This is a genomic window from Gemmatimonadota bacterium (assembly GCA_026387915.1).
Lineage (GTDB): Bacteria > Gemmatimonadota > Gemmatimonadetes > Gemmatimonadales > Gemmatimonadaceae > Fen-1231.
In genome coordinates this window covers 123,085-144,864 of record JAPLKS010000005.1, presented here as the reverse complement: position 1 = coordinate 144,864, position 21,780 = coordinate 123,085, and the positions used below count along the sequence as shown (strand labels likewise).

General features: G+C 65.9%; 18 protein-coding genes. All 18 read left to right on the top strand.

Annotated elements, in window-relative coordinates:
• The first annotated feature begins 112 nt into the window (after positions 1-112).
• The gene (locus tag NTZ43_01630; GenBank protein MCX5765913.1) at positions 113-1,516 is read left to right on the top strand and encodes a glycine--tRNA ligase; all 1,404 of its coding nucleotides are present in this window, start codon (positions 113-115) and stop codon (positions 1,514-1,516) included.
• Positions 1,513-3,024: a hypothetical protein gene (locus NTZ43_01625; protein ID MCX5765912.1), complete on the top strand. Its 1,512-nt coding sequence runs from the start codon at positions 1,513-1,515 to the stop codon at positions 3,022-3,024. The genes NTZ43_01630 and NTZ43_01625 overlap by 4 nt, the downstream gene beginning before the upstream one ends.
• A gap of 56 nt (positions 3,025-3,080) precedes the next feature.
• Positions 3,081-3,947, top strand: a complete 867-nt coding sequence (locus NTZ43_01620; GenBank protein MCX5765911.1) for an aminotransferase class IV — start codon at positions 3,081-3,083, stop codon at positions 3,945-3,947.
• Positions 3,948-3,993: 46 nt separating this feature from the next.
• On the top strand, positions 3,994-5,355 hold the full coding sequence (locus NTZ43_01615) for a GAF domain-containing sensor histidine kinase (protein MCX5765910.1): 1,362 nt from the start codon (positions 3,994-3,996) through the stop codon (positions 5,353-5,355).
• A gap of 15 nt (positions 5,356-5,370) precedes the next feature.
• Positions 5,371-5,670: a hypothetical protein gene (locus tag NTZ43_01610; GenBank protein ID MCX5765909.1), complete on the top strand. Its 300-nt coding sequence runs from the start codon at positions 5,371-5,373 to the stop codon at positions 5,668-5,670.
• Positions 5,667-6,008, top strand: coding sequence for a hypothetical protein (locus NTZ43_01605; protein MCX5765908.1), 342 nt, complete (start codon positions 5,667-5,669; stop codon positions 6,006-6,008). Before NTZ43_01610 ends, NTZ43_01605 begins: the two co-directional genes overlap by 4 nt.
• 11 nt (positions 6,009-6,019) lie before the next feature.
• On the top strand, positions 6,020-7,027 hold the full coding sequence (locus tag NTZ43_01600; GenBank protein ID MCX5765907.1) for a MoxR family ATPase: 1,008 nt from the start codon (positions 6,020-6,022) through the stop codon (positions 7,025-7,027).
• Between the two features lie 2 nt (positions 7,028-7,029).
• Positions 7,030-7,899 carry a DUF58 domain-containing protein gene (locus tag NTZ43_01595; GenBank protein ID MCX5765906.1) on the top strand — a complete coding sequence of 290 codons (870 nt, stop codon included), beginning with the start codon at positions 7,030-7,032 and terminating at the stop codon, positions 7,897-7,899.
• Positions 7,896-9,194 (top strand): BatA domain-containing protein, encoded by a 1,299-nt coding sequence (locus NTZ43_01590; protein MCX5765905.1) that lies wholly within the window; start codon positions 7,896-7,898, stop codon positions 9,192-9,194. Before NTZ43_01595 ends, NTZ43_01590 begins: the two co-directional genes overlap by 4 nt.
• 41 nt (positions 9,195-9,235) lie before the next feature.
• The gene (locus tag NTZ43_01585; GenBank protein MCX5765904.1) at positions 9,236-11,314 is read left to right on the top strand and encodes a hypothetical protein; all 2,079 of its coding nucleotides are present in this window, start codon (positions 9,236-9,238) and stop codon (positions 11,312-11,314) included.
• The gene (locus NTZ43_01580; protein MCX5765903.1) at positions 11,311-11,922 is read left to right on the top strand and encodes a DUF4159 domain-containing protein; all 612 of its coding nucleotides are present in this window, start codon (positions 11,311-11,313) and stop codon (positions 11,920-11,922) included. Before NTZ43_01585 ends, NTZ43_01580 begins: the two co-directional genes overlap by 4 nt.
• Positions 11,906-13,117 (top strand): hypothetical protein, encoded by a 1,212-nt coding sequence (locus tag NTZ43_01575; protein ID MCX5765902.1) that lies wholly within the window; start codon positions 11,906-11,908, stop codon positions 13,115-13,117. The genes NTZ43_01580 and NTZ43_01575 overlap by 17 nt, the downstream gene beginning before the upstream one ends.
• The gene (locus NTZ43_01570; GenBank protein ID MCX5765901.1) at positions 13,114-14,040 is read left to right on the top strand and encodes a histone deacetylase; all 927 of its coding nucleotides are present in this window, start codon (positions 13,114-13,116) and stop codon (positions 14,038-14,040) included. The genes NTZ43_01575 and NTZ43_01570 overlap by 4 nt, the downstream gene beginning before the upstream one ends.
• Before the next feature lie 41 nt (positions 14,041-14,081).
• Positions 14,082-14,891, top strand: coding sequence for a peptidase E (locus NTZ43_01565; GenBank protein ID MCX5765900.1), 810 nt, complete (start codon positions 14,082-14,084; stop codon positions 14,889-14,891).
• 230 nt (positions 14,892-15,121) lie between these two features.
• Complete coding sequence (locus NTZ43_01560; protein MCX5765899.1) at positions 15,122-16,057, top strand: serine/threonine-protein kinase; 936 nt, start codon at positions 15,122-15,124, stop codon at positions 16,055-16,057.
• Between the two features lie 89 nt (positions 16,058-16,146).
• Entirely contained in the window at positions 16,147-18,417 is a 2,271-nt protein-coding gene (gene priA, locus NTZ43_01555) for a primosomal protein N' (GenBank protein MCX5765898.1), read from the top strand.
• 109 nt (positions 18,418-18,526) lie between these two features.
• On the top strand, positions 18,527-18,751 hold the full coding sequence (locus tag NTZ43_01550; protein ID MCX5765897.1) for a hypothetical protein: 225 nt from the start codon (positions 18,527-18,529) through the stop codon (positions 18,749-18,751).
• 63 nt (positions 18,752-18,814) lie between these two features.
• On the top strand, positions 18,815-21,652 hold the full coding sequence (locus NTZ43_01545) for a PAS domain-containing protein (GenBank protein MCX5765896.1): 2,838 nt from the start codon (positions 18,815-18,817) through the stop codon (positions 21,650-21,652).
• Positions 21,653-21,780 lie beyond the last annotated feature (128 nt).

Sequence of the window (21,780 nt, the reverse complement as noted above, 5' to 3'; positions counted from 1 at the left end):
AGGCGGGTGAACGGCTGGTTACCAGCCTGAAGCTGGTGCAGGCCGGGGATGCGCGCAAACCCGAGGGCTTCCGGGGTGGTCAGAACCCCCCTCCCGGAGCGAGATTTCAGCTATGTCTTCCTACCCAGATGTGATGGACAAACTCGTGTCGCTGGCCAAGCGACGCGGCTTCATTTTTCAATCCTCCGAGATCTACGGCGGCACCGGGTCCGTGTGGGACTACGGCCCGCTCGGCGTCGAGCTCAAGAACAACGTCAAAGCGCGCTGGTGGCAGGCGATGGTGCGCGAGCGCGACGACGTCGAAGGGCTCGACGCGTCGATCCTCATGCATCCCAAGGTGTGGGAGGCCAGCGGTCACGTGAGCGGCTTCTCGGACCCGCTGGTGGACTGCAAGGCGTGCAAAGCGCGATTCCGTGCCGACAAAATCGGTGACGCCGTGTGCCCGCGAAAGCCGAGCAAGAAACCCGGCGAGCACGGCGACTGCCAACTCACCGAGCCGCGGCAGTTCAACCTGATGTTCAAGACGTTCATGGGACCGGTGGAAGAGTCGGCGTCCACCGTCTACCTGCGGCCGGAAACGGCGCAGGGAATTTTTGTGAACTTCCTGAACGTGCAGCAGGCGACGCGCCAGAAGGTGCCGTTTGGCATTGCGCAGATTGGCAAGGCGTTCCGCAATGAAATCACGCCCGGAAACTTCACCTTCCGCACGCGCGAGTTCGAGCAGATGGAGATGCAGTTCTTCGTCGACCCGGTCGCCGCAGAAGGCAAGCAGACGGATATGGAGTGGTTCGAGTACTGGAAGGCTCAGCGCATGGAGTGGCACCTCTCGCTCGGACTGACGCGCGACCGGCTGCACTTCCATCAGCACACCGAACAAGAACTCGCGCACTACGCCAAGGCCGCGTTCGACATTGAGTTCGACTTTGGTGGCTCGCTCGGCTTTCAGGAAATCGAAGGCGTGCACCACCGCTCGGACTTTGACTTGGGTCGCCATCAGGAAGCCTCTGGAAAGAGGCTCGAATACGTGGATCAGGTCGCGAACCGCAAGTACATCCCGCACGTGGTGGAAACGTCGGTGGGCGCCGATCGCGTGACGCTGGCGATTCTCGTGAATGCGATGCGCGAAGAAGCGGTGCCAGGCGAAACCGAAGGACGCACCGTACTTGGCTTTCACCCGGCGCTCGCCCCGATCAAAGCCGGCGTCTTTCCGCTCACCAAGAAAGACGGGCAGCCCGAGATGGCCGAGAAGCTGGCGGCCTCGCTACGCAAGAAGTTCCCTGTGTTCTACGACGACGCTGGCGCCATTGGCCGCCGGTACCGCCGGCAGGACGAAGCGGGCACGCCGTTCGGCATTACGATCGATCCGGAATCGGCGACGAACGATTCGGTGACCATCCGCTTCCGCGACGATATGGGGCAGATTCGCGTCGGCACGGGGCAGGTGGCGGAAGTGATTGGGCGGTACCTCGCGTCGGATATTTCGACGGCGGAAAGCACAAAGGTGCCGGCGGCGTGACGCACGCCGACCCGCTGCGTACGCGCGCCGAGGCGTTCCTCGAGGACGTCTCGCGCGAGTATCACGCGGCGCATGCGGGGCACAAGTCTGGGGCGGATCTCCAGCCGATCTACGAGCGTCACAAGGATGCCTTCGGTGACGAAGCGTGGGCGGACGCAGTGGCGCAGTGGCGCGAGGCCACGCCCGGTAGCGAGGAGCATCGGTCCGCGCGGATGATTGTGGACTGGCTGCTCGAGTCGCGCGTGGGTCGTGCGATGGCGCCGCTGGAAGAAAAAGAATTCGCGTGGGAAGCTGCGGCCATCGTGCGCCTTCCTGATGGCACCGAGGAGCCGTACTCGCGCGTGGCGATCACCATCGCCAACACGCGCGAGACGGACGCTCGACGCGCGCTCGATGACGCGCGCGCGAAACTGGTGCTCGCCGAGTTTGCGCCGATGCGGCGGGAGCGCATGGCGCGCGAGAAAGGGCTGATTGAAGATGCCCGCCTCGTGGACGGTTACACGCCGACGCTCGAAGCGCTCTCCGGCACGTCGATTTCCGCATTGCGTGCCGAGTGCGAGCAGTTTCTGCGCGATACGCAGTCTATGTGGGACGACGTCCTCCCCGAGTTTCTGAAACGTGTGCTCGGTATTGCGCCGGGCGAGGCGACGCGTGCCGATGCCGTGGCGCTGATGCGCGCGCCTGAGTTTGACGGTGCGTTTCCGGCTGACGCCATGGAAACAGAAGTGCGCCGCCACGTTACGGAAATGGGGATCAGTCCCGACGCGCATGGGCGTGTGCGTTTTGATACGGCGGAGCGGCCGGGGAAGCGGGCGCGCGCCTTTTGTTCGCCCGTGCAGATCCCCGACGAAGTGCACCTCGTGATTCGTCCGCACGGTGGCCAGAACGATTGGCAGACGCTTATGCACGAACTGGGGCACGCGCTGCACTTTGCGAATATGAGCCGAGAGCTCCCCTTTGAGTTTCGCTGGTTGGGAGACAACTCAATCACCGAAGGGTACGCGATGCTGTTTGACCACCGGCTGCAGGATCGAGGGTGGTTGCTGCGCTATTCGCGTCTCGAGAAGTCCGATCTTCCTCGCTATCTACGTTCGGCGGGTTTTGAGGAACTGCAGTTCTTGCGCCGCTACTGCGCCAAGCTGATTTACGAAACGCAGATTTATGACGGTAGCGTGCCCTGGAGCGCGCTTCCTGATCTGTATGTGGAAACGCTGAGCGGTGCCACGGGCTTTCGGTATCAGGCGTCGGACGCGTTTCTCGACGTGGATCCGCGGTTCTATGCGGCGCGTTACCTCCGTGCTTGGCAGCTACAGGCGTTGTTGAATGAATCGCTGATTGGGCGCTTTGACGCTGATTGGTGGCGCAATCCGCGCACCGGACCGTATCTGGTGGGCGAATTGTTTGGCTGGGGCCAGCGAGAGCTAGCCGAAGAACAGGCGCAGCGCGTGACCGGCAAGCGGTTGAGCTTTGCGCCACTCGTTCGCGCGATTGAGCAGATGCTGGGCTGATTTTCGAAACACACACCACACGTTCACCACGTAGCTCAACACGTCAGGAGCAGGCGATGACGACGTTTTACTTGAATGGCCAGTACGTGCCACGCGAACAGGCGCTGATTCCCGTGGAGGATCGCGGGTTCATTTTTGGCGACGGCATTTATGAAGGCGTGCGTTACGCGGCCGGCCGACTGTTTGAGTGGGACGCGCACGCGGAGCGTATGGTGAACGGGCTCGCCGGATTGCGCATTCCGTTTGGCGCGGAGCAGGTGGCCGCGCTGAAGGGTGTGCAGGAGAAGCTGGTGCGCGACAACGGTCTCCAAGACGGCGAAGCGTTTTTGTATCTCGAGGTGACGCGCGGTGCAGCGCCACGCACGCACAACTTCCCCACGGCAACGGTCTCTCCGACGGTTTTCGTGTCCGCGTCGAAGTTTGCGGTGTCGCGTCCGCTACGCGAGCAGGGCGGCAAGGCCATCAGCTATCCCGATCTCCGCTGGAAGCGGCGCGACTGGAAGACGGTGAACCTGCTCGGCAATGTGCTGGCGCGTCAGGCCGCGGCTGAGGCTGGTGCCTACGAAGCGATTCTCAACGAAGACGGCATTATCACTGAGGGCGCGGCGACGAACGTCTTTGCCATGCTCGACGGCACGTTGCGTACGCATCCGTTGTCGCAGCGCATTCTCCCAGGGATCACCCGCCAGGTGATTTTGGAGCTGCTGGCCGAACGCGGGGTCGCGCTCGACGAGACGCCCATTCCGGCCGACCGTCTGGCGAGTGCCAGCGAAATCTTTGTGTGCGGTTCGACCACCGACGTCACGCCCATTGTGACGCTGGACGGAAAGCCGGTGGGCAATGGGCAGCCGGGGGCGCTGACGGTGAAGCTGCGCGACGCCTTCGAGGCGCGATTGTATCAGGCGGCCGGAAGCGTGCGGTGAATGTGACGCGCTCCCCCCGGACGCCCGTTCCGTCGATTCGGCGCTGATGCCACGCCGTCGGTACGTCTCGCGCACGCCCCCCGCGCCGCCGAAGGTCGAATCGGCGGGACATCGCGAGCTCGTCGCGGTGCGCGAGATTGTGCACGCGTTCTTACGTGCGGACCGACCGGAAGAAGTATTTCAGTTCGCGCTCGATCGCGTGAGCCCGGTGGTGGGCGCGGCGTTTGCGTCGGTGTACCTCGTGGATGGCGCCTCAGAACTCATGCGCCTTGCGGCCGCTTACAAATGGCCGGAGCGCATGCGCCCGTGGCTCAGTCAGATGCGCGTCCGCGTGGGATTCGGGCCAAGCGGCGAGGCCGCCAGCGAGCGCCGCGCGATTGAGATTCCCGATGTGTTTTCGGATCAGGATCTCGAAGACTGGCACGAAGTGGCGCGCGAGATGGGCTTTCGTGCGATCGTGGCCTTGCCCCTCCAAACCTCCACGCGCGTGCTCGGCGCGGTCACGTTTTACTTTGCCGACACCGGCGACTTTACGCCGGACAAGCGCGGCCTGCTCCGTATTGTGGCCGATCAAATGGCCGCCACGGCGGAGAAGGCGGAGCTAGTGGACGAGTTGCGTCGCACGAATGCCGCCCTGGTGGAATCCAATGCGGAGTTGGAGCGACAGTACCTCGCGGTCGTGGACGCGCGTCGGGTAAAGGACGAGTTTCTCGCCAACGTGTCGCTTGAGTTGCGCGCGCCGCTGACGTCTGTGATGAGTTATCTCTCGTCGCTGCGGGAGCAAATTCCAGAGGCCAGCGCGGCTGAGCAGCTCGCCGAAATCGACATCGCCCGTGCCGCGAGTGCGCGCCTGCTAGAAGTGGTGGATGCGTTGCTCGACTACACCGCGCTGCAACGCGGCACGATCGAGATTGCCGTTGAGGAATTCGACCCGCGGGTGCCGTTGCGCGAGGCCTGCCGTGCGGCGCGTGGGCACGCCGAGGGGGTGCAGTTGATTGCCGAGGAGCCAGTACTGGCACTTCCGCTCATGCGGAGCGACCGCAAGAAAATCACCCGCATTCTCGTTAGTTTACTGAGTAATGCGTTCAAGTTTACCGCGCAGGGCGAGGTGCGGGTCTCTGTAGGTGTGGCCAACGGACGGACAGAATACCGCGTACAGGACACCGGCATCGGCATCGATCCGGCCGATCACGCGACGGTCTTCGACGAGTTCCGCCAGTTAGATGGCTCCACATCGCGTCGCTTCGGCGGGTCTGGGCTCGGACTCGCCCTGTCGCGAGGACTGGCTCGACTGCTCGGCGGTGACGTGACACTGGAATCCGTACCTGGCGATGGCTCCACTTTTATTGTTGTCCTTCCGCTCGAAACCGTCGCGACCGTCAATCCGCTGGCGACGGATGCACTCTGATCACTTGGGGACTTTGTGAAGAATCATCAGCGTAATCGCACGATGCAGCAGGCGGACACCACGCTGAGTGGCGCCGCCGTTCTCACCGCGGCGAAGGAGTTCTTTGGCTCGCGGTCCGGGATCTACACGGCGTTTCTCGAAAAAGAGGGGCCCACGCATCTCGTGTTGCGCGGGCAGGGCGGCGAAGAGATCGTGCTTGGCGTCGCCGAGTCGGCGGGGCGCACGCAGGTCACGGGCTCGTCGTATCTGTTTGACCAGCAGGTCGCGCGCTTTCTCTCGACGCTGCCGCCCGCTGCGGTGGAGCAGTCCGCATGAGCGCCGCTCAGACGCAACGTCCATTCGTGACACAGCTGCGTAGCCGAGTGGGGATCGTGTCGGTCGCTGGCGGCACCGGTGCTCGCCTGACGGTGCGCGTGGAACTGCAGGATCAGTGGGACACCGTCGCATTTGACGTGGCCTCCGATGCCCCTGTGACGGCGCTCAAGCGCAGCGCACTCGCGGCGTTCGGGTTGCCCGGCGTGCCAGCCGAAGATTACGTGCTCAAGCTCCGCGGCGTAGAGGTGTTGGCCGAGGGCGAGTCGCTCGAGGAGAATACGGCGCGCGACGGGTCGTCGTTCCTGCTCAGTCACCGGCGTCGTCGCCCCGTCCGCTGAGCGCCGCCGCAATGACTGCCACCGCTGCCGAACGTGAGGCGCTGCTCGCTGCGGCGAAGCGACTGCGCGCCGAGGTGGCGAAGCGCATTGTCGGACAGGGGGATGTGCTCGACGAAATCCTCATGGCGATGGTGGCGGGCGGTCATGCGTTGCTCGTCGGCGTGCCGGGGCTCGCCAAGACGATGATGATCCGCTCGGTGGCCGAGGCCATGCACCTCGACTTCCGACGCATTCAGTTCACGCCGGATCTCGTGCCAAGCGACATCACTGGTACCGAGATTCTCGAGGAAGACTCGGCGACCGGACAACGGTCATTTCGGTTTGTGCGCGGCCCAGTGTTTGCCAACATTGTGCTTGCCGACGAAATCAATCGCGCGCCGCCGCGCACGCAGGCGGCGTTGCTCGAAGCGATGCAGGAACACCGCGTGACGGCCGCCGGCACCTCCATGGCGTTGCCGGAACCGTTTTTTGTGCTGGCCACGCAAAATCCCATTGAGCAAGAAGGGACGTATCCGTTGCCCGAAGCGCAACTCGATCGCTTTCTCTTTGATATTCGCATTGGCTATCCCAGCGAAGAAGATGAAGTGGCGATTTTGCGCGCGACCACGGGCGTGGAACGTGAAGCGCTGAAGCCCGTGATCAACGCCGACGAGGCGCGAGCGCTGCAGCGGCTTGCGCGCGAGGTGCCGGCGGCGGATGCGGCGCTCCGCTTTGCAGCGGCGCTCGCGCGTGCAACGCGCCCCGACTCGCCCGATGCGACCGATCTCGTGCGCAAGTATGTGCGCTGGGGTGCCGGCCCGCGCGCGGGGCAGGCGTTGATCCTCGGGGCGAAGGCCTCTGCGCTGCTCGCGGGGCGCATGGCGGTAGCGCCAGAAGATATTCGTCGCGTGGCGCGGCCCGTGTTGCGACACCGTGTGCTCCCGAACTTTGCCGCTGAGGCTGAGGGGATCACGTCGGAGCGCATCGTGGAGGATCTGCTCGCGCGCGTGAGCGCACCGCGCAGCGACATCCGGGTGTAGCGATGGCCGTCGGTCCGTACGGCGCGCTGCTCGAGGCAGTGCGCGGTGTGAAATGGCCGGCTCGGCGTGCCGTGGCGGGAGGCGCGCCCGGTGTGCATCCTGCGCGCACGCGCGGCGTGGCGAGTGAGTTCGCGGAATATCGTCCGTATCGGCAAGGCGACGATCCTCGTCGCCTCGACTGGAAGCTCCTCGCGCGCAGCGATCGCGCCTTCGTGCGACTCGCGCCTGACCGGGCGGTGTTCCCTACGCTCATCGTGGTGGACGGTTCGGCGTCGATGGCATTTCCCGCGGTTGAAATGGGGAAGTGGAGCGCGGCGCGCCGTCTCGCGGTTGCCTGTGCCGCGATTGTGCACAGCAGTGGCGATCCCGTAGGATTGGCGGTCGCCGGCGCGCACGGAACCACTCGATTAGCTGCGCGCACGCGACGTGGCGTCGTGGCGGAGATCGCGCGCACACTCGACGCGATTGTGCCTGGAGGCGCGTTGCCGCTCGCGGAGTCGCTGAGTGGTGCGAGCCCACGCGTGGTGTTGATTACCGATTGCCTTGGCGATCTCGACGCCATACGCGCGGCGGCCCGTGCGCACGTGGCGCGCGGTGGCGAGGTTCACGTCATTCACGTGGTGGCGCGTGGGGAACTTGAGCCGCCGAGCGGCGCCGTACTCGCGACCGATCCAGAGGACGCGTCTGTTGCGCGTCCGCTCACCGACGCCACGCGCCCGCGATACCTCGCAGCCTTTAGCGAGTGGTGCGAGGACACCGCGCGGCGTTGGCGCGACGACGGAGTGTCGTATCATCGCTGCGTTGACGATGAACCAAGCGAAGTCGTCGTGCGGCGAGTGGTGGCGGCGCCGCAAGCGGGAGCGCGTTCGTGAGCTGGCTTTCGCCGCTCTGGTTGGTGGTGGGCGCCGCAGGCGCTCTCGCCACGGTCGCGCTGCATTTCATTACGACATCGCGAGCGCCTGCGGTGCTGCTACCCACCGCGCGGTTTGTGCCGCGTGGCGAGGCCAGTGCCGTGGCGCGGTCGCGGCGGCCAGCAGACTTGGTGCGCTTGGCGGTTCGCGTATTGGCCGTGATGCTACTCGCCGCCGCCTTTGCGCAGCCGGTGGTGCATACGCGTGGCGGTGGCGTGCGGCGCGTGCTTGTGGCCGATCGTTCGCGGGGCGCAGGCACGGAGTTGCGTGAGCGTGTTCGCGGTGAATGGCGCACGGGCGATGCGCTCGTGCTCCTCGATTCCACAGCGCGAGTCGTGACAGGGGGAGCGGAGGACACCATCTCGAAGATGGTGCCCACGCCGGTGCCGGGCCTGTTGAGCGCGGGGGTTATTGCCGCGCGCCGCGCCGCGAGTGTGCTGGCGCAGCATGCGGATTCGGTTGAACTCGTCGTGATCTCGCCTCTGACGGCTGATGAGTTCGATAGTGCGACGTCGCCACTGCTGCGCGCGTGGCCGGGGCGCGTGCGCGTAGTGCGCGTGGCCGCGTCGCCGACCTATTGGCCAAGCGTTGCCGTTGCAGGCGGTGTGATGGACGCTCCGCTTGCCGCGACTGCGGTGCTGATATCGCGCGCCGCGCCTCCAGCTGTGCAAAGGACGACGGTGCGCGTCACGCGGCTTTCGTTCACGGCAGCCGACAGTGCCGCCGCTCGCGATGGCGCCGCGCTCGTTCACTGGGAGCAGTTCCCAGCGAGCGCATCAATCCCAGCGAAGATCCCAGCAAGCTCAGCCAACGCGCTCCCAGCAAGCACCCCCTCGCCCGCTGGGCTCACAGACAACCGCGCGACGGTGGTGGCCACGTTCGGACGAGTGCCCATCGACACCGCCGGCACCGTCATCGCTCGCTGGGCCGATGGCGCACCAGCCGCCGTGGAGCAGTCGCTGGGTCAAGGCTGTCTCCGCCACGTTGGTGTTGCACTTCCCTCGGCCGGCGATGCCGCCATTCAGCCAGCCTTCGTCGCGCTTTCTCACACGCTCCTTGGCCCCTGCATTGCGCGCAGCGCATGGCCGGCGATCAGTGATTCGTTGTTCGCCACTCTGCAGCAGGGCGGCCCGGCGGCACGTGCGAGCGCGTTGCTCACTGGGCACGACGAATCGCCGCTTGCACCATGGTTGCTCGCGGCCGCGCTGGTCGCACTGCTCGCCGAGTATGGACTGCGCGCTGGAGTGCGCAGCTGATGCGCACTCCAGACGTCACGCCTACGGCGGAGGCCAGACCGGTGCCTCCCGCTGACCAGTCGCTCCGCCAGCGTGTGGAGCGGGCCGACCAGCTCCTCCGGCACGCGGTGCTCGCCTCGGCGCTTTTGCGCGGAAGTGCGTTCGCACTGTTTGTGTTGTTGCTCGCCACCTTCGCCGATGCCGCCTTTGCGCTCTCGGCGGACGCTCGCATGGCCGTACCGCTCAGCGCGCTCGGTGTGGGGCTCGCCGAAGTCCTGCGCCGATTGCGCCGCCGCGGATGGCGCGCGCCTGCGGATCACGCCGCATTGTGGATTGAGTCTCGCTTTCCCTCGCTGCGCTATGCGATGGTCACCGCCGTTGACGCGCAATACGGCGGCGCTGTGCCCGAACTTGAGCGTGCAGCCGCGCAGGTGCCATTCGAGTCGGAAATCCGCCGTGTCACGCTGCGCGCGCTTCGCTGGCCAGCGCTGGTGGTCATCGTGTTCGTCACCGTGCTCGCGATATTGCCGAGTGGCTCGGTGACGCGCGTGACTTGGCCGCACGCGGGCGATGCGCTGGACCGCCCCGTGCTGAACGCGCGACGCGTGAATCCGCTCGAAACGATCGTCGTGCGCGTGTCGCCTCCTGCTTACGCGCACACTGTCGCGCAGACGGTGGAAAACCCTGCGGTCGTCCGCGCTCTAGTGGGAAGCAGCGTTGATATTGAAGGGCGCGGCGAGGCACCACTCGTGCGCGTGGTGCTGGCGGCCGACACACTCACGGCTCGCGTCATCAACGGCCGCTGGCGCATCGAACTTCCCATGCTCGCCGCTTCGGGCGCGGTGCGCTTCCTCGCCGGCACGCACGAGCGGCTACTGGCGCTCGATCCGGTGCGCGACTCGGTTCCGGTACTCGCGCTCACCACGCCGGCACGTGACAGCATTCTCCGCAGCGGCGTTGGACGCGTGCCGCTCACGGCCACGGTCACCGACGACATTGGTCTCACGAGCGGCGCTTGGGAGTTAGTGGTGAGTTCCGGTGCAGGGGAGAACTTTACCTTCCGCACCTCGACCATCGGCGCCACCGCGCTCAGTGGGAAAGCGGCCACGTTAACCGCTTCTCTCAACCTCGACGCACTCAAGCTCGAACCGGGCGACGTGCTTCACCTGCGCGCCGTGGCGCGTGACGGCAACACGGTGAGCGGTATTGGTATGGGCGCGTCGGAAACGCGTACCTGGCGCATGGCGCGCGCCGACGAGTACGACTCCGTGGCCGTAGACGCCGCTCCACCCGCTGAGGCGGAGAAGAACGCGCTCAGTCAGCGGATGCTCTTAATGTTGGCGCAGGCCCTCGACCGGCGACGCGGATCGCTGGCGCACAACACATTCGTGAATGAATCTCGTGCCATTGCCGTGGATCAAACGCGACTGCGCCAGCGCGTGGGGCAAATTGTCTTTCAACGGCTCGGCGAGAATGAGGGCGAAGAAGGCGATGCCTTCCAGCGCCGCCTCGATCGGCCCGTGAACGCCGATTCCGTGCTCGCGGCCGCTGCGCGGGCCAACGATGCGGCCGCGGCCGCGGCCGGCGCGCCCATTGAAGGGAATAGCGACGAAACGCCGGTGATGGCCGTGAGCAAGCCGCTGCTCGAGGCGTACAACGCCATGTGGCTTGCCTCGTCGTCGCTGGAGATTGGTGAGCCGCGGCAGGCCATTCCGTTCATGCAAAAAGCGTTGGATGCGTTGCAGCGCGCCCGCTCTGCCGAACGCATCTATTTGCGCGGCAAGAGTCGTGCGGTGGTGGTGGATGTGGCGCGCGCGCGGATGCAAGGCAAAGAACGCGGTATCCCCACCGCGCGTACGCCTCGCGACGCGGCCGACCCTACGCGCGCCGCTCGGCTCGCGCGGTTTGACGCGGCCGTGCGTCTCGCGGCCACCGCACCACTCGCCGCGGCCGACACACTACTCCTGCTTCGCATTGACCTGCTGGAGCGCGCGAGCGCTGCGGGCGACGCACTCGGTGCCGCGGCGAACGCGCTCCGCGGCAGCGGCAACGCGACGTCCACACTCGTGATGGCGCGGCGCGCGCTCGTGGGCGTGGCGCCTCGCCGGGCCGCGCTTGGCACGTGGGGGGCGCCCTGGTGAGCGACTTCACATTCTGCACCGTGCAGTACGACTCCGGCGACTGGGACTCCGCCCCCCTCGTGCCAGCCAATCTCATTGATTCGGTGGCGCGCTACACGAGCATTCGCGTCGCGCCCACCGGCGTGATTGTGCCGCTCTCGTCGCCAGATCTGTTTAAGTATCCGCTGGCATATCTCACTGGTCACTTACCAGTGAGATTTTCCGACGCGGAACGCCGCACGCTCGCGGAGTACTGCCGACGCGGTGGGTTGTTGTTTGTGGACGACCATAATCATGACATTGACGGCGTCTTTCACAAAACGTGCACCGAAGAACTCACGCGCGCGTTAGGGCCGATGCACGCGGTGCCGAACACGCACCCGTTGTACGATTGCTTCTTCAAGTTTGAGGACGGCCCGCCCGCCACGAGTCACGAACTCAATGGCTGGGGCGACAACCTCGTGCATAAGCAACTGCTCGCCATTGAACGCAACGGGCGGCTCGCGGTGCTGTACAGCAATAAGGACTACAGTTCGGAGTGGAGTTTCCATCCCGACAACAAGCGATTCTATTCGGTCGACAACACACGCTTTGGCGTCAACGTGGTGGTGTATGCCCTCACGCGCTGACGCCTCTCGCGTGTGGATCGAGCGAGCGCTCCGCACCGCTGCCATCGGCGGAATTGCGCTGGCCGTCTGGCTGAGCGCGCGAGCGCACGGGCCGTCGGGTGCGGTGATCACCGTGGCCTTTGATGCGTCGCCGAGTGCCGTCGTGCGCGACTCGCTGGCTGCGCAGCGCAAGGCGGGCACGGACGTGCGGTGGAGCGCGCGAACGAACCAACCGCTCGCCGCGAGCGCGGAACGCCGCGCCTCGCCCGACGGTGCCGCCACGCTCGCGGTCATCGCGCCCCTCGACGCGGTGTTGCACGACGGCGCAGCGGCCGACACGCTGCGCAACACTGCCACCGGCGCGCGATTTGAGATGGCCGCACCGTCGAGCGATTTCGAAATCAGCTCCGGTGGTATGCGCGCCTACGTCACCGTGCCTGCCGCCGCGCCACCACGCGGCGTGCTCGTGTTGGGCCACGCGTCGTGGGAATCGAAGTTCACGGTTGCGGCGCTCGAGGAAGACGGCTGGCACGTGGACGCACGGATCACCGTGGCGCCCGGGGCCGATGTGCGGCAGGGGACGATGGCATCGCTTGATACGTCGCGCTACGCGGCCGTGGTGCTGCTCGACTCCACGGTGTCGCTCGACGGTGCCGCACTCGAGCGTTTTGTACGGAGCGGTGGGGGCGTGGTGATGGCCGCCGATGCGGCGCCGGCGCGCAGCGTGACCACACTCGCCGTGGGCGCGGTCGGAGCGCTCCAGCGCGCGTCCATCACCTTTGATGCCGCCAATCCTCTCGCCTCGCTCGCATTTCGGCCACTCACGGTGGCGCGCGCGGACGCATCCATCCTGGAGCGGCGTGGCACCATGACGGCGGTGGCCGCACGGCGCGTGGGCCTCGGACGCGTACTGCAGATTGGCTATACCGACCTCTGGCGTTGGCGCTTGCAAGGTGGCGACGATGCCCTCGTCGCTCATCGTGCGTGGTGGACGCGCGCCGTGAGTGCGGTGTCATCCCCACCGGCGCCGCGCCCCTTTACGGCACGCTCCCCAGAGGGCGCACCGCTCGCCAGACTCGCCAGCGCGCTCGGCGCGCCGACCGTAGGCGGGGCAATTCGCAGCAGCTCCCACACGCTCCCCCCTTGGCTGATGCCACTCCTCCTGCTGATCTTGCTCGGTGAGTGGGGATCACGACGACTTCGCGGGGCTCGATGACCACAGCTTTTATTTCGCACGCCGACTGCGGCCGACACGACACCGGGTGGAACCATCCGGAGCACGTTGGTCGTATCCGTGCCGTGTTGCGCGGCGTGGGGCGCGACCCCGCGCTCTTTATGGCACTCGACCACCGCGAAGGACGGCACGCGACCGCCGGCGAACTCGCCCTCGCCCATGACGTGCGCTACATCGAACGGGTGCGCGCCGCCGCCGCGAAAGGCGGGGAACGGTTGGACGCCGACACCGTCGCCAGCGAAGGCTCGTGGGATGCGGCCACCGCCGGCGTGGGGAGTGTTCTCGATGGCGTGGACCTCGCGCTCAACGACACCGCCGTCCGGAGTTTCTGCGCCGTGCGTCCCCCTGGGCACCACGCCCTCTACGATTCGGCCATGGGCTTCTGTTTGTTCGGCAACGTGGCCGTGGCCGCGCACTATGCGCGCAAAACGAAAAAGCTCGACCGCGTGTTGATTGTGGATTGGGATGTGCATCATGGCAACGGCACGCAGGCGCTCGTGGAGCATGATCGCAACATTCGCTTTGTGTCGATGCACCAGTGGCCCTGGTATCCCGGCACCGGCGCGCGCGACGACCGCGGCCCGCACGGCAACGTGTGGAACCTCCCCATGGCGCCAGCGCTCGACCGCGAGGTGTATGTGAGCACCCTGCTCGGCGCCGTGGACGAAGCGACCCGCAACTTTACCCCCGACCTCGTATTTATTTCAGCCGGTTTCGACTCGATGGCTGGGGATCCGCTCGGCGGTTTTACCTTGGAGATTGACGATTTCTCGCGACTGACCAAGGAGCTGGTGTCGCGCGCCGAACAATGGTGCGGCGGACGGTTGGTGAGCGCGCTCGAAGGCGGCTACGCCCCGGAACGGCTCGGGGATGTATCCGTCGCACATCTCAAAGCGTTACTCTAAGCGTCAGTCACACGGCGCCTCTTCCACTCAGGACCCCAGCGATGGATCGCAGAGATTTTCTCGTCACTTCCACGCTCGGTTCGCTGAGCGTCGGCGCCACGAACCTTAGCCTGCCTACCATGAACGCCACGTCAGCGGCCTCCACGTCATCGAGCAAACGCGCCACGCGCAAGATTCTTATTGCCGGCGGCGGATTCAACACGGCATTCATCCGCTACATGGCCACCCTGACCGGCAAGAAACGTCCGCGCATTTGCTATCTCCCCACGGCGTCTGCCGACAGTGCCGAAGCCAAGCTCGGCTTCTACCACGACTGTGCGCCGCTCGACGTGGAGCCGCACGTGCAGGACTGCTTCATTGAGAGCCTCACCCAGCCACAGGGGTGGGACGAAGTGCTGCTCTCGATGGACGCCATCGTTGTGTCCGGCGGCAACACGCTCAATCAGCAGGCCATCTGGAAGGCGCAGGGCATCGACGCCGTGCTGCGGCAAGCGTGGGATCGCGGCATCGTGCTCGGCGGTGCCAGTGCCGGTTCGCTCTGCTGGTTCGAAGAAGGCACCACCGACTCGCGCCCCAAAGCGCTCTCCATTGTGAAGTGCCTAGGCTTTATTGCCGGCAGCCACTCGCCGCACTATGACGCGGAGTCGGGGCGTCGGCCGCTCTATCACAAGCTGATTGGCTCGGGCGAAATGAAACCCGGCTTTGCCTGTGACAACGACGCCGGCATCTATTTTGAAGACAACGAGGTCAAACGCGTGGTGGCGTCGCGCGCCGGGGCCAAGGTGTACCGCGTGGGCCTCGCTGGCGGGAAGGTGGTGGAGACCGCGATTCAGCCCGAGCCGATCGCGTAAGCCGTTACCGTTGGGCGCGATGCGGGGCGTTGTGCCGCGCGCCGCGCCCAACGCATGGTGATGCCGGTCACAGGGCACCAACGCGCCGAGTGTTTCCGGCGCCTCGGTCGGGCGCTAACTTTCGGGTAGTCCTGCCACCCGGAGCGCTCGCCCTGTTCTGTCCATCCTGCGGCACCTGGAATCGCGGTACCGCGCGCGACTGCACGCGGTGTCAGGGCGCGCTGCCGGAAGTGAAAGCGGCGGCGCAGGCGCCCGACGCGCTGATCACCGCACTGCGGCAGGCCACGGGCAATCGCTACCGCATTGTGCGCCGCCTCGGCAGTGGCGGCATGGCCGATGTGTACGAAGCAGAGCACGAGGTGCTCGGCCGTCCGCTGGCGGTGAAGGTGATGCACGCGCATCTCGCGCGCGATGCCGAAATGCGCGAACGCTTTCGGCGCGAGGCCGAAGCCGCGAGCCGTCTCGTGCATCCGCTCATTTGTACGCCACTCGATTTTGGCGAAGTGGGTGAGGTGGTGTATCTCGTGATGCCGCTGTTGAACGGCGGATGTTTGGCCACGGAGCTGGAGCAGGGGCGCACGGTCGCCGCTGATCGGCTCGCCGCCGTGGTGAGTCAGGTGGCCACCGCGCTCGACTATGCGCACCGTCACGGCGTGGTGCATCGCGACGTCAAACCCGACAACGTGCTCTTTGATGATGACGGCAACGCCTTCATCACCGATTTTGGCATTGCCACCGCGCGCTTTCATGGCCGCCTCACGGCCGGTGGCCGAGCGATGGGCACGCCGCATTACATGGCGCCCGAGCAGGCCATGGGCAAAACCATCGACGGTCGCGCCGACCTCTATGCTGCCGGCGTGATGCTCTATGAATGTCTTATCGGTGCGCCGCCCTTTGATGGTGCCGATGGCTATTCCATTGGCTACAAGCATGTGCACGAGCAGCCGACGCCCGTGAACGAAAAAGATTCGCGCGTGCCACAGCGGCTCGCGAGCATCGTGATGCGTTGTCTCGAAAAAAATCCAGACGACCGCTTTCAGCGCGGCCACGATCTGAGCGACGCGCTCCTCGACTACCTGCATGCCGTGCGTTCCGCGACGCCGACGCACGTGCGTGCGGTGCGCAATAGCGGCAAGCCCGGCGCGCTGCGGCCGCCCAGCGCGTGACACGCGGGGGCGACGCCGCCGGTTCGCTGGCGCCAGATACCGATGTGCCTGCCCTGTTGCCCGCAACGGACGCGGGGGAGCAGAGTGCTGTGCCAAACGCACGGCGTTTGATCGACGTCGCACTACCGATGCCTCTGTTCCGCGCCTTCACCTATGCGGTGGTGGGCAACCCGCGGCATCCGATTGTTGCCGGCTCGCGCGTGGTGGTACCCGTGCGCAACACGCGCGAAGTGGGCTACTGCCTCGGCGAGAGCGATGGTCGCCTGCTCGGCGACGCGGTGCCCAAGGCTGTGGTGGATGTGCCCGACGCCGAGCCCGCGTTCCGCCCCGACCTACTCGCGGTGTGTCGATGGATTTCGGAGTACTACGTGGCGCCGCTCGGCCTGGTGTTGCGCGCGGCACTGCCCGCCGCGCTCGGCGCCAAAAAGCGTCCCGAGCCCGCCGTAAAATCGCGGCGCGTACTCGTGCAGGCACGCGACGTTGAGTCGTTGATGGAACGCGACCGCCTCTTTGCCCGCGCGCCGCAACAGCGCGCATTGTTTGAGTTGCTCGAGAGCGCGGGCGGGCGCGCTGCGGTCGATTGGCTTCTCGAACGACTCGGCTGCGGCGACGCCGTGGTGCAGGGGCTCGTCAAACGCGGCGTAGCGCGCATCGAAAAAGAAGCGGTGTCACGCGATCCCTTTGCTGGGCGCAGTGGCACGTCGTCGGGGCATCTTGTGCCGACACCGGCGCAGCGTGCGGCCATCGACGCGCTGGCGGTTGGAGCCCCTGGTGAGACCTTTCTGCTCCACGGCATCACCGGAAGCGGCAAGACACTCGTCTATCTCGAACTGTTGCAGGCCGTGCTCGCGCGCGGACGCACGGCCATTGTGCTCGTGCCAGAGATTGCGCTTACCCCGCAGACGGTAGACCGTTTTCGCGGCGTCTTTGGTGATCAAGTGGCGGTGTTGCACTCCGGGTTGAGCGACGGCGAGCGCTACGACGCCTGGCTCGCGTTGCGTCGCGGTGATAAACGCATTGCTGTAGGTGCTCGCTCCGCAGTGTTTGCGCCGCTCGACAATCTCGGCGCCATCATTGTGGACGAAGAGCACGAGGCGAGTTACAAGCAGGGCGAATCGCCGCGCTATCACGCGCGCGAAGTGGCCATTGTGCGCGCGCGCGAGGCCGGCGCGGTGTGCGTCCTGGGGAGCGCCACGCCGAGCCTTGAGAGCTGGGAGAATGCGCGCACCGGGAAATATCGGCGCCTGCATCTGCCAGACCGTGTGGGCGGTGGCGCATTGCCAGCGGTGGATGTGGTGGACCTCCGCGCCACCGCACGTATGACGTATCGCACCGCCGCCGAGCGGGCGGTGCGCGCGGTGCTCAGCGCGGAACTCGAAAGCGCGCTCCGCGACCGCCTCGAGCGCGGTGAGCAGAGCATTCTGCTGCTCAATCGCAGGGGTTATTCGAGTTTTGTGCAGTGCTCGTCGTGTGAATGGGTGGCCGCGTGTCCGGACTGCTCTATTTCACTCACGTACCATCAAGCGCCCGAGCGGCTCGTCTGTCACTACTGCCTGCATCAGCAGCCGACGCGCAACGCCTGCCCGCAGTGCGGCGCCGAAACTCTGCGTCAGCGCGGCTTGGGCACGCAGCAGGTGGAGCGACTCGTCGCTGAACAGTTGCCCACGGCGCGCATCGCGCGCATGGATGTCGACACGACGAGCGGCAAATGGGCGCACACCGAAATTCTGGAGCGCGTGGGCCGAGGCGAAGTGGACATTCTCCTCGGCACGCAGATGATTGCCAAGGGGCTCGATTTTCCCAACGTGACATTGGTGGGTGTGATTGATGCCGACGTGGGAATCAATCTTCCGGATTTCCGCGCCTCAGAGCGCACCTTTCAGTTGCTGAGTCAGGTGGCAGGGCGCGCAGGGCGCGGGCCCAAGGGCGGTCGCGTCATCATTCAGACGCGCGTGCCCGCGCATCACGCGGTGCGCTGCGCGGTGACGCACGACGTGCATGGCTTTATTGCCGAAGAGTTGCCGGGGCGGGTGAGTCCCGCGTGGCCGCCCACGGTGCGGTTGGCGAACGTGGTGTTCAGCGGGGCGGAGGAACAGGCAACCATGGAGCTCGCCGAATCGGCGTCGGCGTGGTTTGCGAACGCGCTCCTGCAAGCGCCTCCGGGCGCAGTAGAGGTGATCGGCCCCGCGCCGTGCGCCATTGAGCGCATCAAGCAGCGGTGGCGCTGGCATCTGGTGCTGCGCACCTCGCAGTCTGGCGTGCTCACGCGACTGGCGCGTCGGTTTCTCACGAGCTTCGAGGTCCCCGGCCGGGGCGATCTGCGGGTGACGTTTGACCGGGACCCCGTCTCGCTGCTGTAGCACGGGAGGGCGTTAGGAACTTGCGAATCGTAAGAGCGTGCCACAACAAAAAGCAGCACGCCGCCGCTGAACCTGAGATCACGAACCCTCCGAGGCTACGAGGCCAAGCATGGCTACGTCCTCTCCACTGCTCGTCCTGACGCTGTTGATGGCCGTTATCGATGTATCTCCACGGCCGAACGCAGGTAGCGTACGCATCGCCGAAGACAATGCTTCGTTCATCTCGTCGGTCGCCGATGTGCTTCGCGGATCGTATCGCCCCGAGGAGTTATACACGCCAATCGTGTCATGCGTCGGCAACGCTGGTCGACTCCCGCACCATACATTTCCTTGAGTGCGCGGCAGAAAGTATAAGAATCGGGAATCCTGGCGGGCCGCCGCGCGCCAAGGATGACGAATGCACGAATCGAGCGTGGTGGCCCGGTTGAGCCGGCGCGACATGGTGAGCGTTGGCGCGTGGGCGCTCGCGTATTTCGTTGCTCACGTTCTCGCGTTCTACATTCCGGACGCCCGCCAGATCATCATGGTCGTGTGGCCGGCCGCCGGCATCGGGCTGGCCGCGCTGCTCCTGAGTCCGCGCGCGTGGTGGCCCTGGTTGCTGTCGGCCTTCGTAGTGGTTGGTGTCGGCGCCGACGTCGCCATCGCGCACCGGCCGTTTGCGGCCTCCGTCGGCTACATGGCCGCCAACGTCGCGGAGGCGATTGGCTGTGCGCTGCTGATCACCCGCGTGAGTGGCCGGGACGTCCGCTTCGACCGCGTCGCCGAAGTGGCTGCCCTGCTGGTCAGCGCCTTGGGCATCAATGCCATTACTGCGTGCATCGGCGCCGGCGCGGCGCTGCTCGCGCCGCACGGTGCGTTCAGCGATGCCTGGTGGGTCTGGTATGTCGCCGACGGACTCGGCATCCTGCTTGTCACCCCGCTAATCATCGCCTGGAGGCACGCGAGGGAGGCCGACGTGCCGGCGCGCGCAGCCTGCCTCGCCGAATCGGTCCTCTTCTTCGGGGTCTTGAGTGCGGTGACATGGTTGGCGCTCAACCCGCCCAATGGGAGCGGGATGCGCCCGTATCTGGTGATCGCCTTACTCGCATGGCCGGCATTCCGGCTGCGACGGCCCGTGTTGCCCACGGCGCTCGCCCTGCTGGCACTTATCGCCATCGGCGACGCCGTCTTCCATTCGCGGTCAAACGCGCTGACGGGAAGTACGGTCGAAGAGACGCTGCGCAACACCCAGATCTTCCTTGGTGCCGCCACCACGGTGGGTCTTTTGCTGGCGGCGTCGTATGCGGAAACGCGTGCCGCGGCCCAAGTCGCGCTGGCGGGCGAAGCGCGCTATCGCGCGCTCTTCGATCAGGCGGGCGACCACATCCTCCTGCTGGAGCTCATGCCGGACGGTCCACCGGTCATCCGGGATGCCAACGATGCCGCGCTACTGGCGCTCGGCTACACGCACGCCGAACTCATCGGCGCGCCGGTTTCGATTCTGGAGCCGGATCTCACGGCGGATGTGAACCGACAACGGGAGCAGTCAGCCGCGAGACTCGGAAGTGGCATCTTCGAGGTGCAACAGCGATGCAAGGACGGATCGGTCATTGAAGTGGAGGTGCGGGCCGCCGAGTTCACGATGCAGGGCCGGCGCATGGTGATCACCAGCGAGCGCGACTCAACCGAGCGCAAGGCGGCGGCGGAAGCCCTTCGCGCCGTCACCAACCGTATGACGCTTGCGACGGCGGCCGGCCGCGTGGCGATTTGGGAGTACGACGTGGTGCACGGCACGCTCGTCTGGGACGACGCGATGTTCGCGCTCTATGGAATCCGCCAGGACCAGTTCAGCGGGGCTTACGAGGCGTGGCAGGCGGGGCTTCACCCAGACGACCGGGTGCGCGGCGACGACGAGATCCAGCGCGCGGTGCGCGGAGAGCAGGACTTTGATACCGAGTTCCGCGTGGTCTGGCCGGACCGAAGCATCCATCACGTCCGCGCCCTGGCCCAGGTGCAGCGCGACGATACCGGCCGTGCGATCCGCATGATCGGCACGAACTGGGACATCACCGACCGGAAACAAGCGGAGGCCGAGCGGGCCGCTCTCCAGTCGGAGCTGCAGCAGGCCCAGAAGATGGAAACCGTGGGTCGCCTGGCTGGCGGCGTGGCGCATGACTACAACAACATGCTCGCCGTGATCCTCGGCAACGCCGACATGGCCCTGCGGTCATCGAACGTGCCGCCCGCGCTGCGCGCCGACCTCGAGGAAATTCAGCGAGCCGCCACGCACTCCGCGGAGATCACGCAGCAGCTGCTCACGTTCGCGCGCAAGCAACGCATCAGGCCGCGACAGCTCGACCTGAATGCCACCGTATCGAGCGCTCTCCAGCTACTGCGCCCGCTGATCGGTGAGCAGGTGCGTTTCACGTGGCACCCGGTCGTGGACCCGTGGCCGGTCACGATGGACGCCACCCAAGTGCAGCAGATTCTCACTAACCTGTGCCTCAACGCGCGCGATGCCATCACCGGCGTTGGGACGCTGGCCATCTCGACCGCGAACCGCGTGATCGACGCGACGCAGTGCGAAACACACATCGATGCGGTGGCGGGAGACTACGTCCAACTCACCGTGACCGACAGCGGTCGCGGCATGAGCGACGCCGTGCTCTCGCACATCTTCGAACCATTCTACACGACGAAGGGCGTCGGCGAGGGGAGCGGCCTTGGGCTGGCCTCAGTCTATGGCGCCGTCCGGCAGAATGGCGGCTTCATTGCCGTGTCGAGTGCCGAGGGCAAAGGCACGACCTTCGACATCTATTTTCCCCGTGAGATGGGACCGCTGGCGGCGCCGGCGGGGTCGCCGCCGGTCGCTCCCCTGTTGCGGGGTCACGAGACCATCCTCGTGGTGGAGGATGAGGACGCGGTGCGTCGCATGACCGTGCGGGCGCTCGAGGCGCAGGGCTACACCGTGTTCGCGGCCGACGGTCCGAGCGCAGCGCTGCGCCTGGTGCAGGACCGCGGCGGCGACGTCGCCGTAGTGCTGACTGATGTGCAGTTGCCCGAGATGAGCGGCCCGGAGCTGGTCGAGACGTTGCGCAAAGACTTTCCCCACGTGAAGCATCTCTTCATGTCGGCGCACCCCTTCGGCGGCGGTGAGGGCGATGCCGCGCGGGAGGACGCGGCACACTTCCTTGCGAAGCCGTTCACGCTTGAGGCGTTGACAACGAAAGTGCATGAGGTGCTGCATCGCGCCTAGCAGGTCGCTCGGCTCGCCGGCGGCGCCGAAGCGTGGGAGACGGGGTTCAACTCGGGCGCGGGGCACCCCCTCCGAAACTGTGACAAAACAGATAGTGGACAGGTAAACAATAAATGAGTATACTAAAG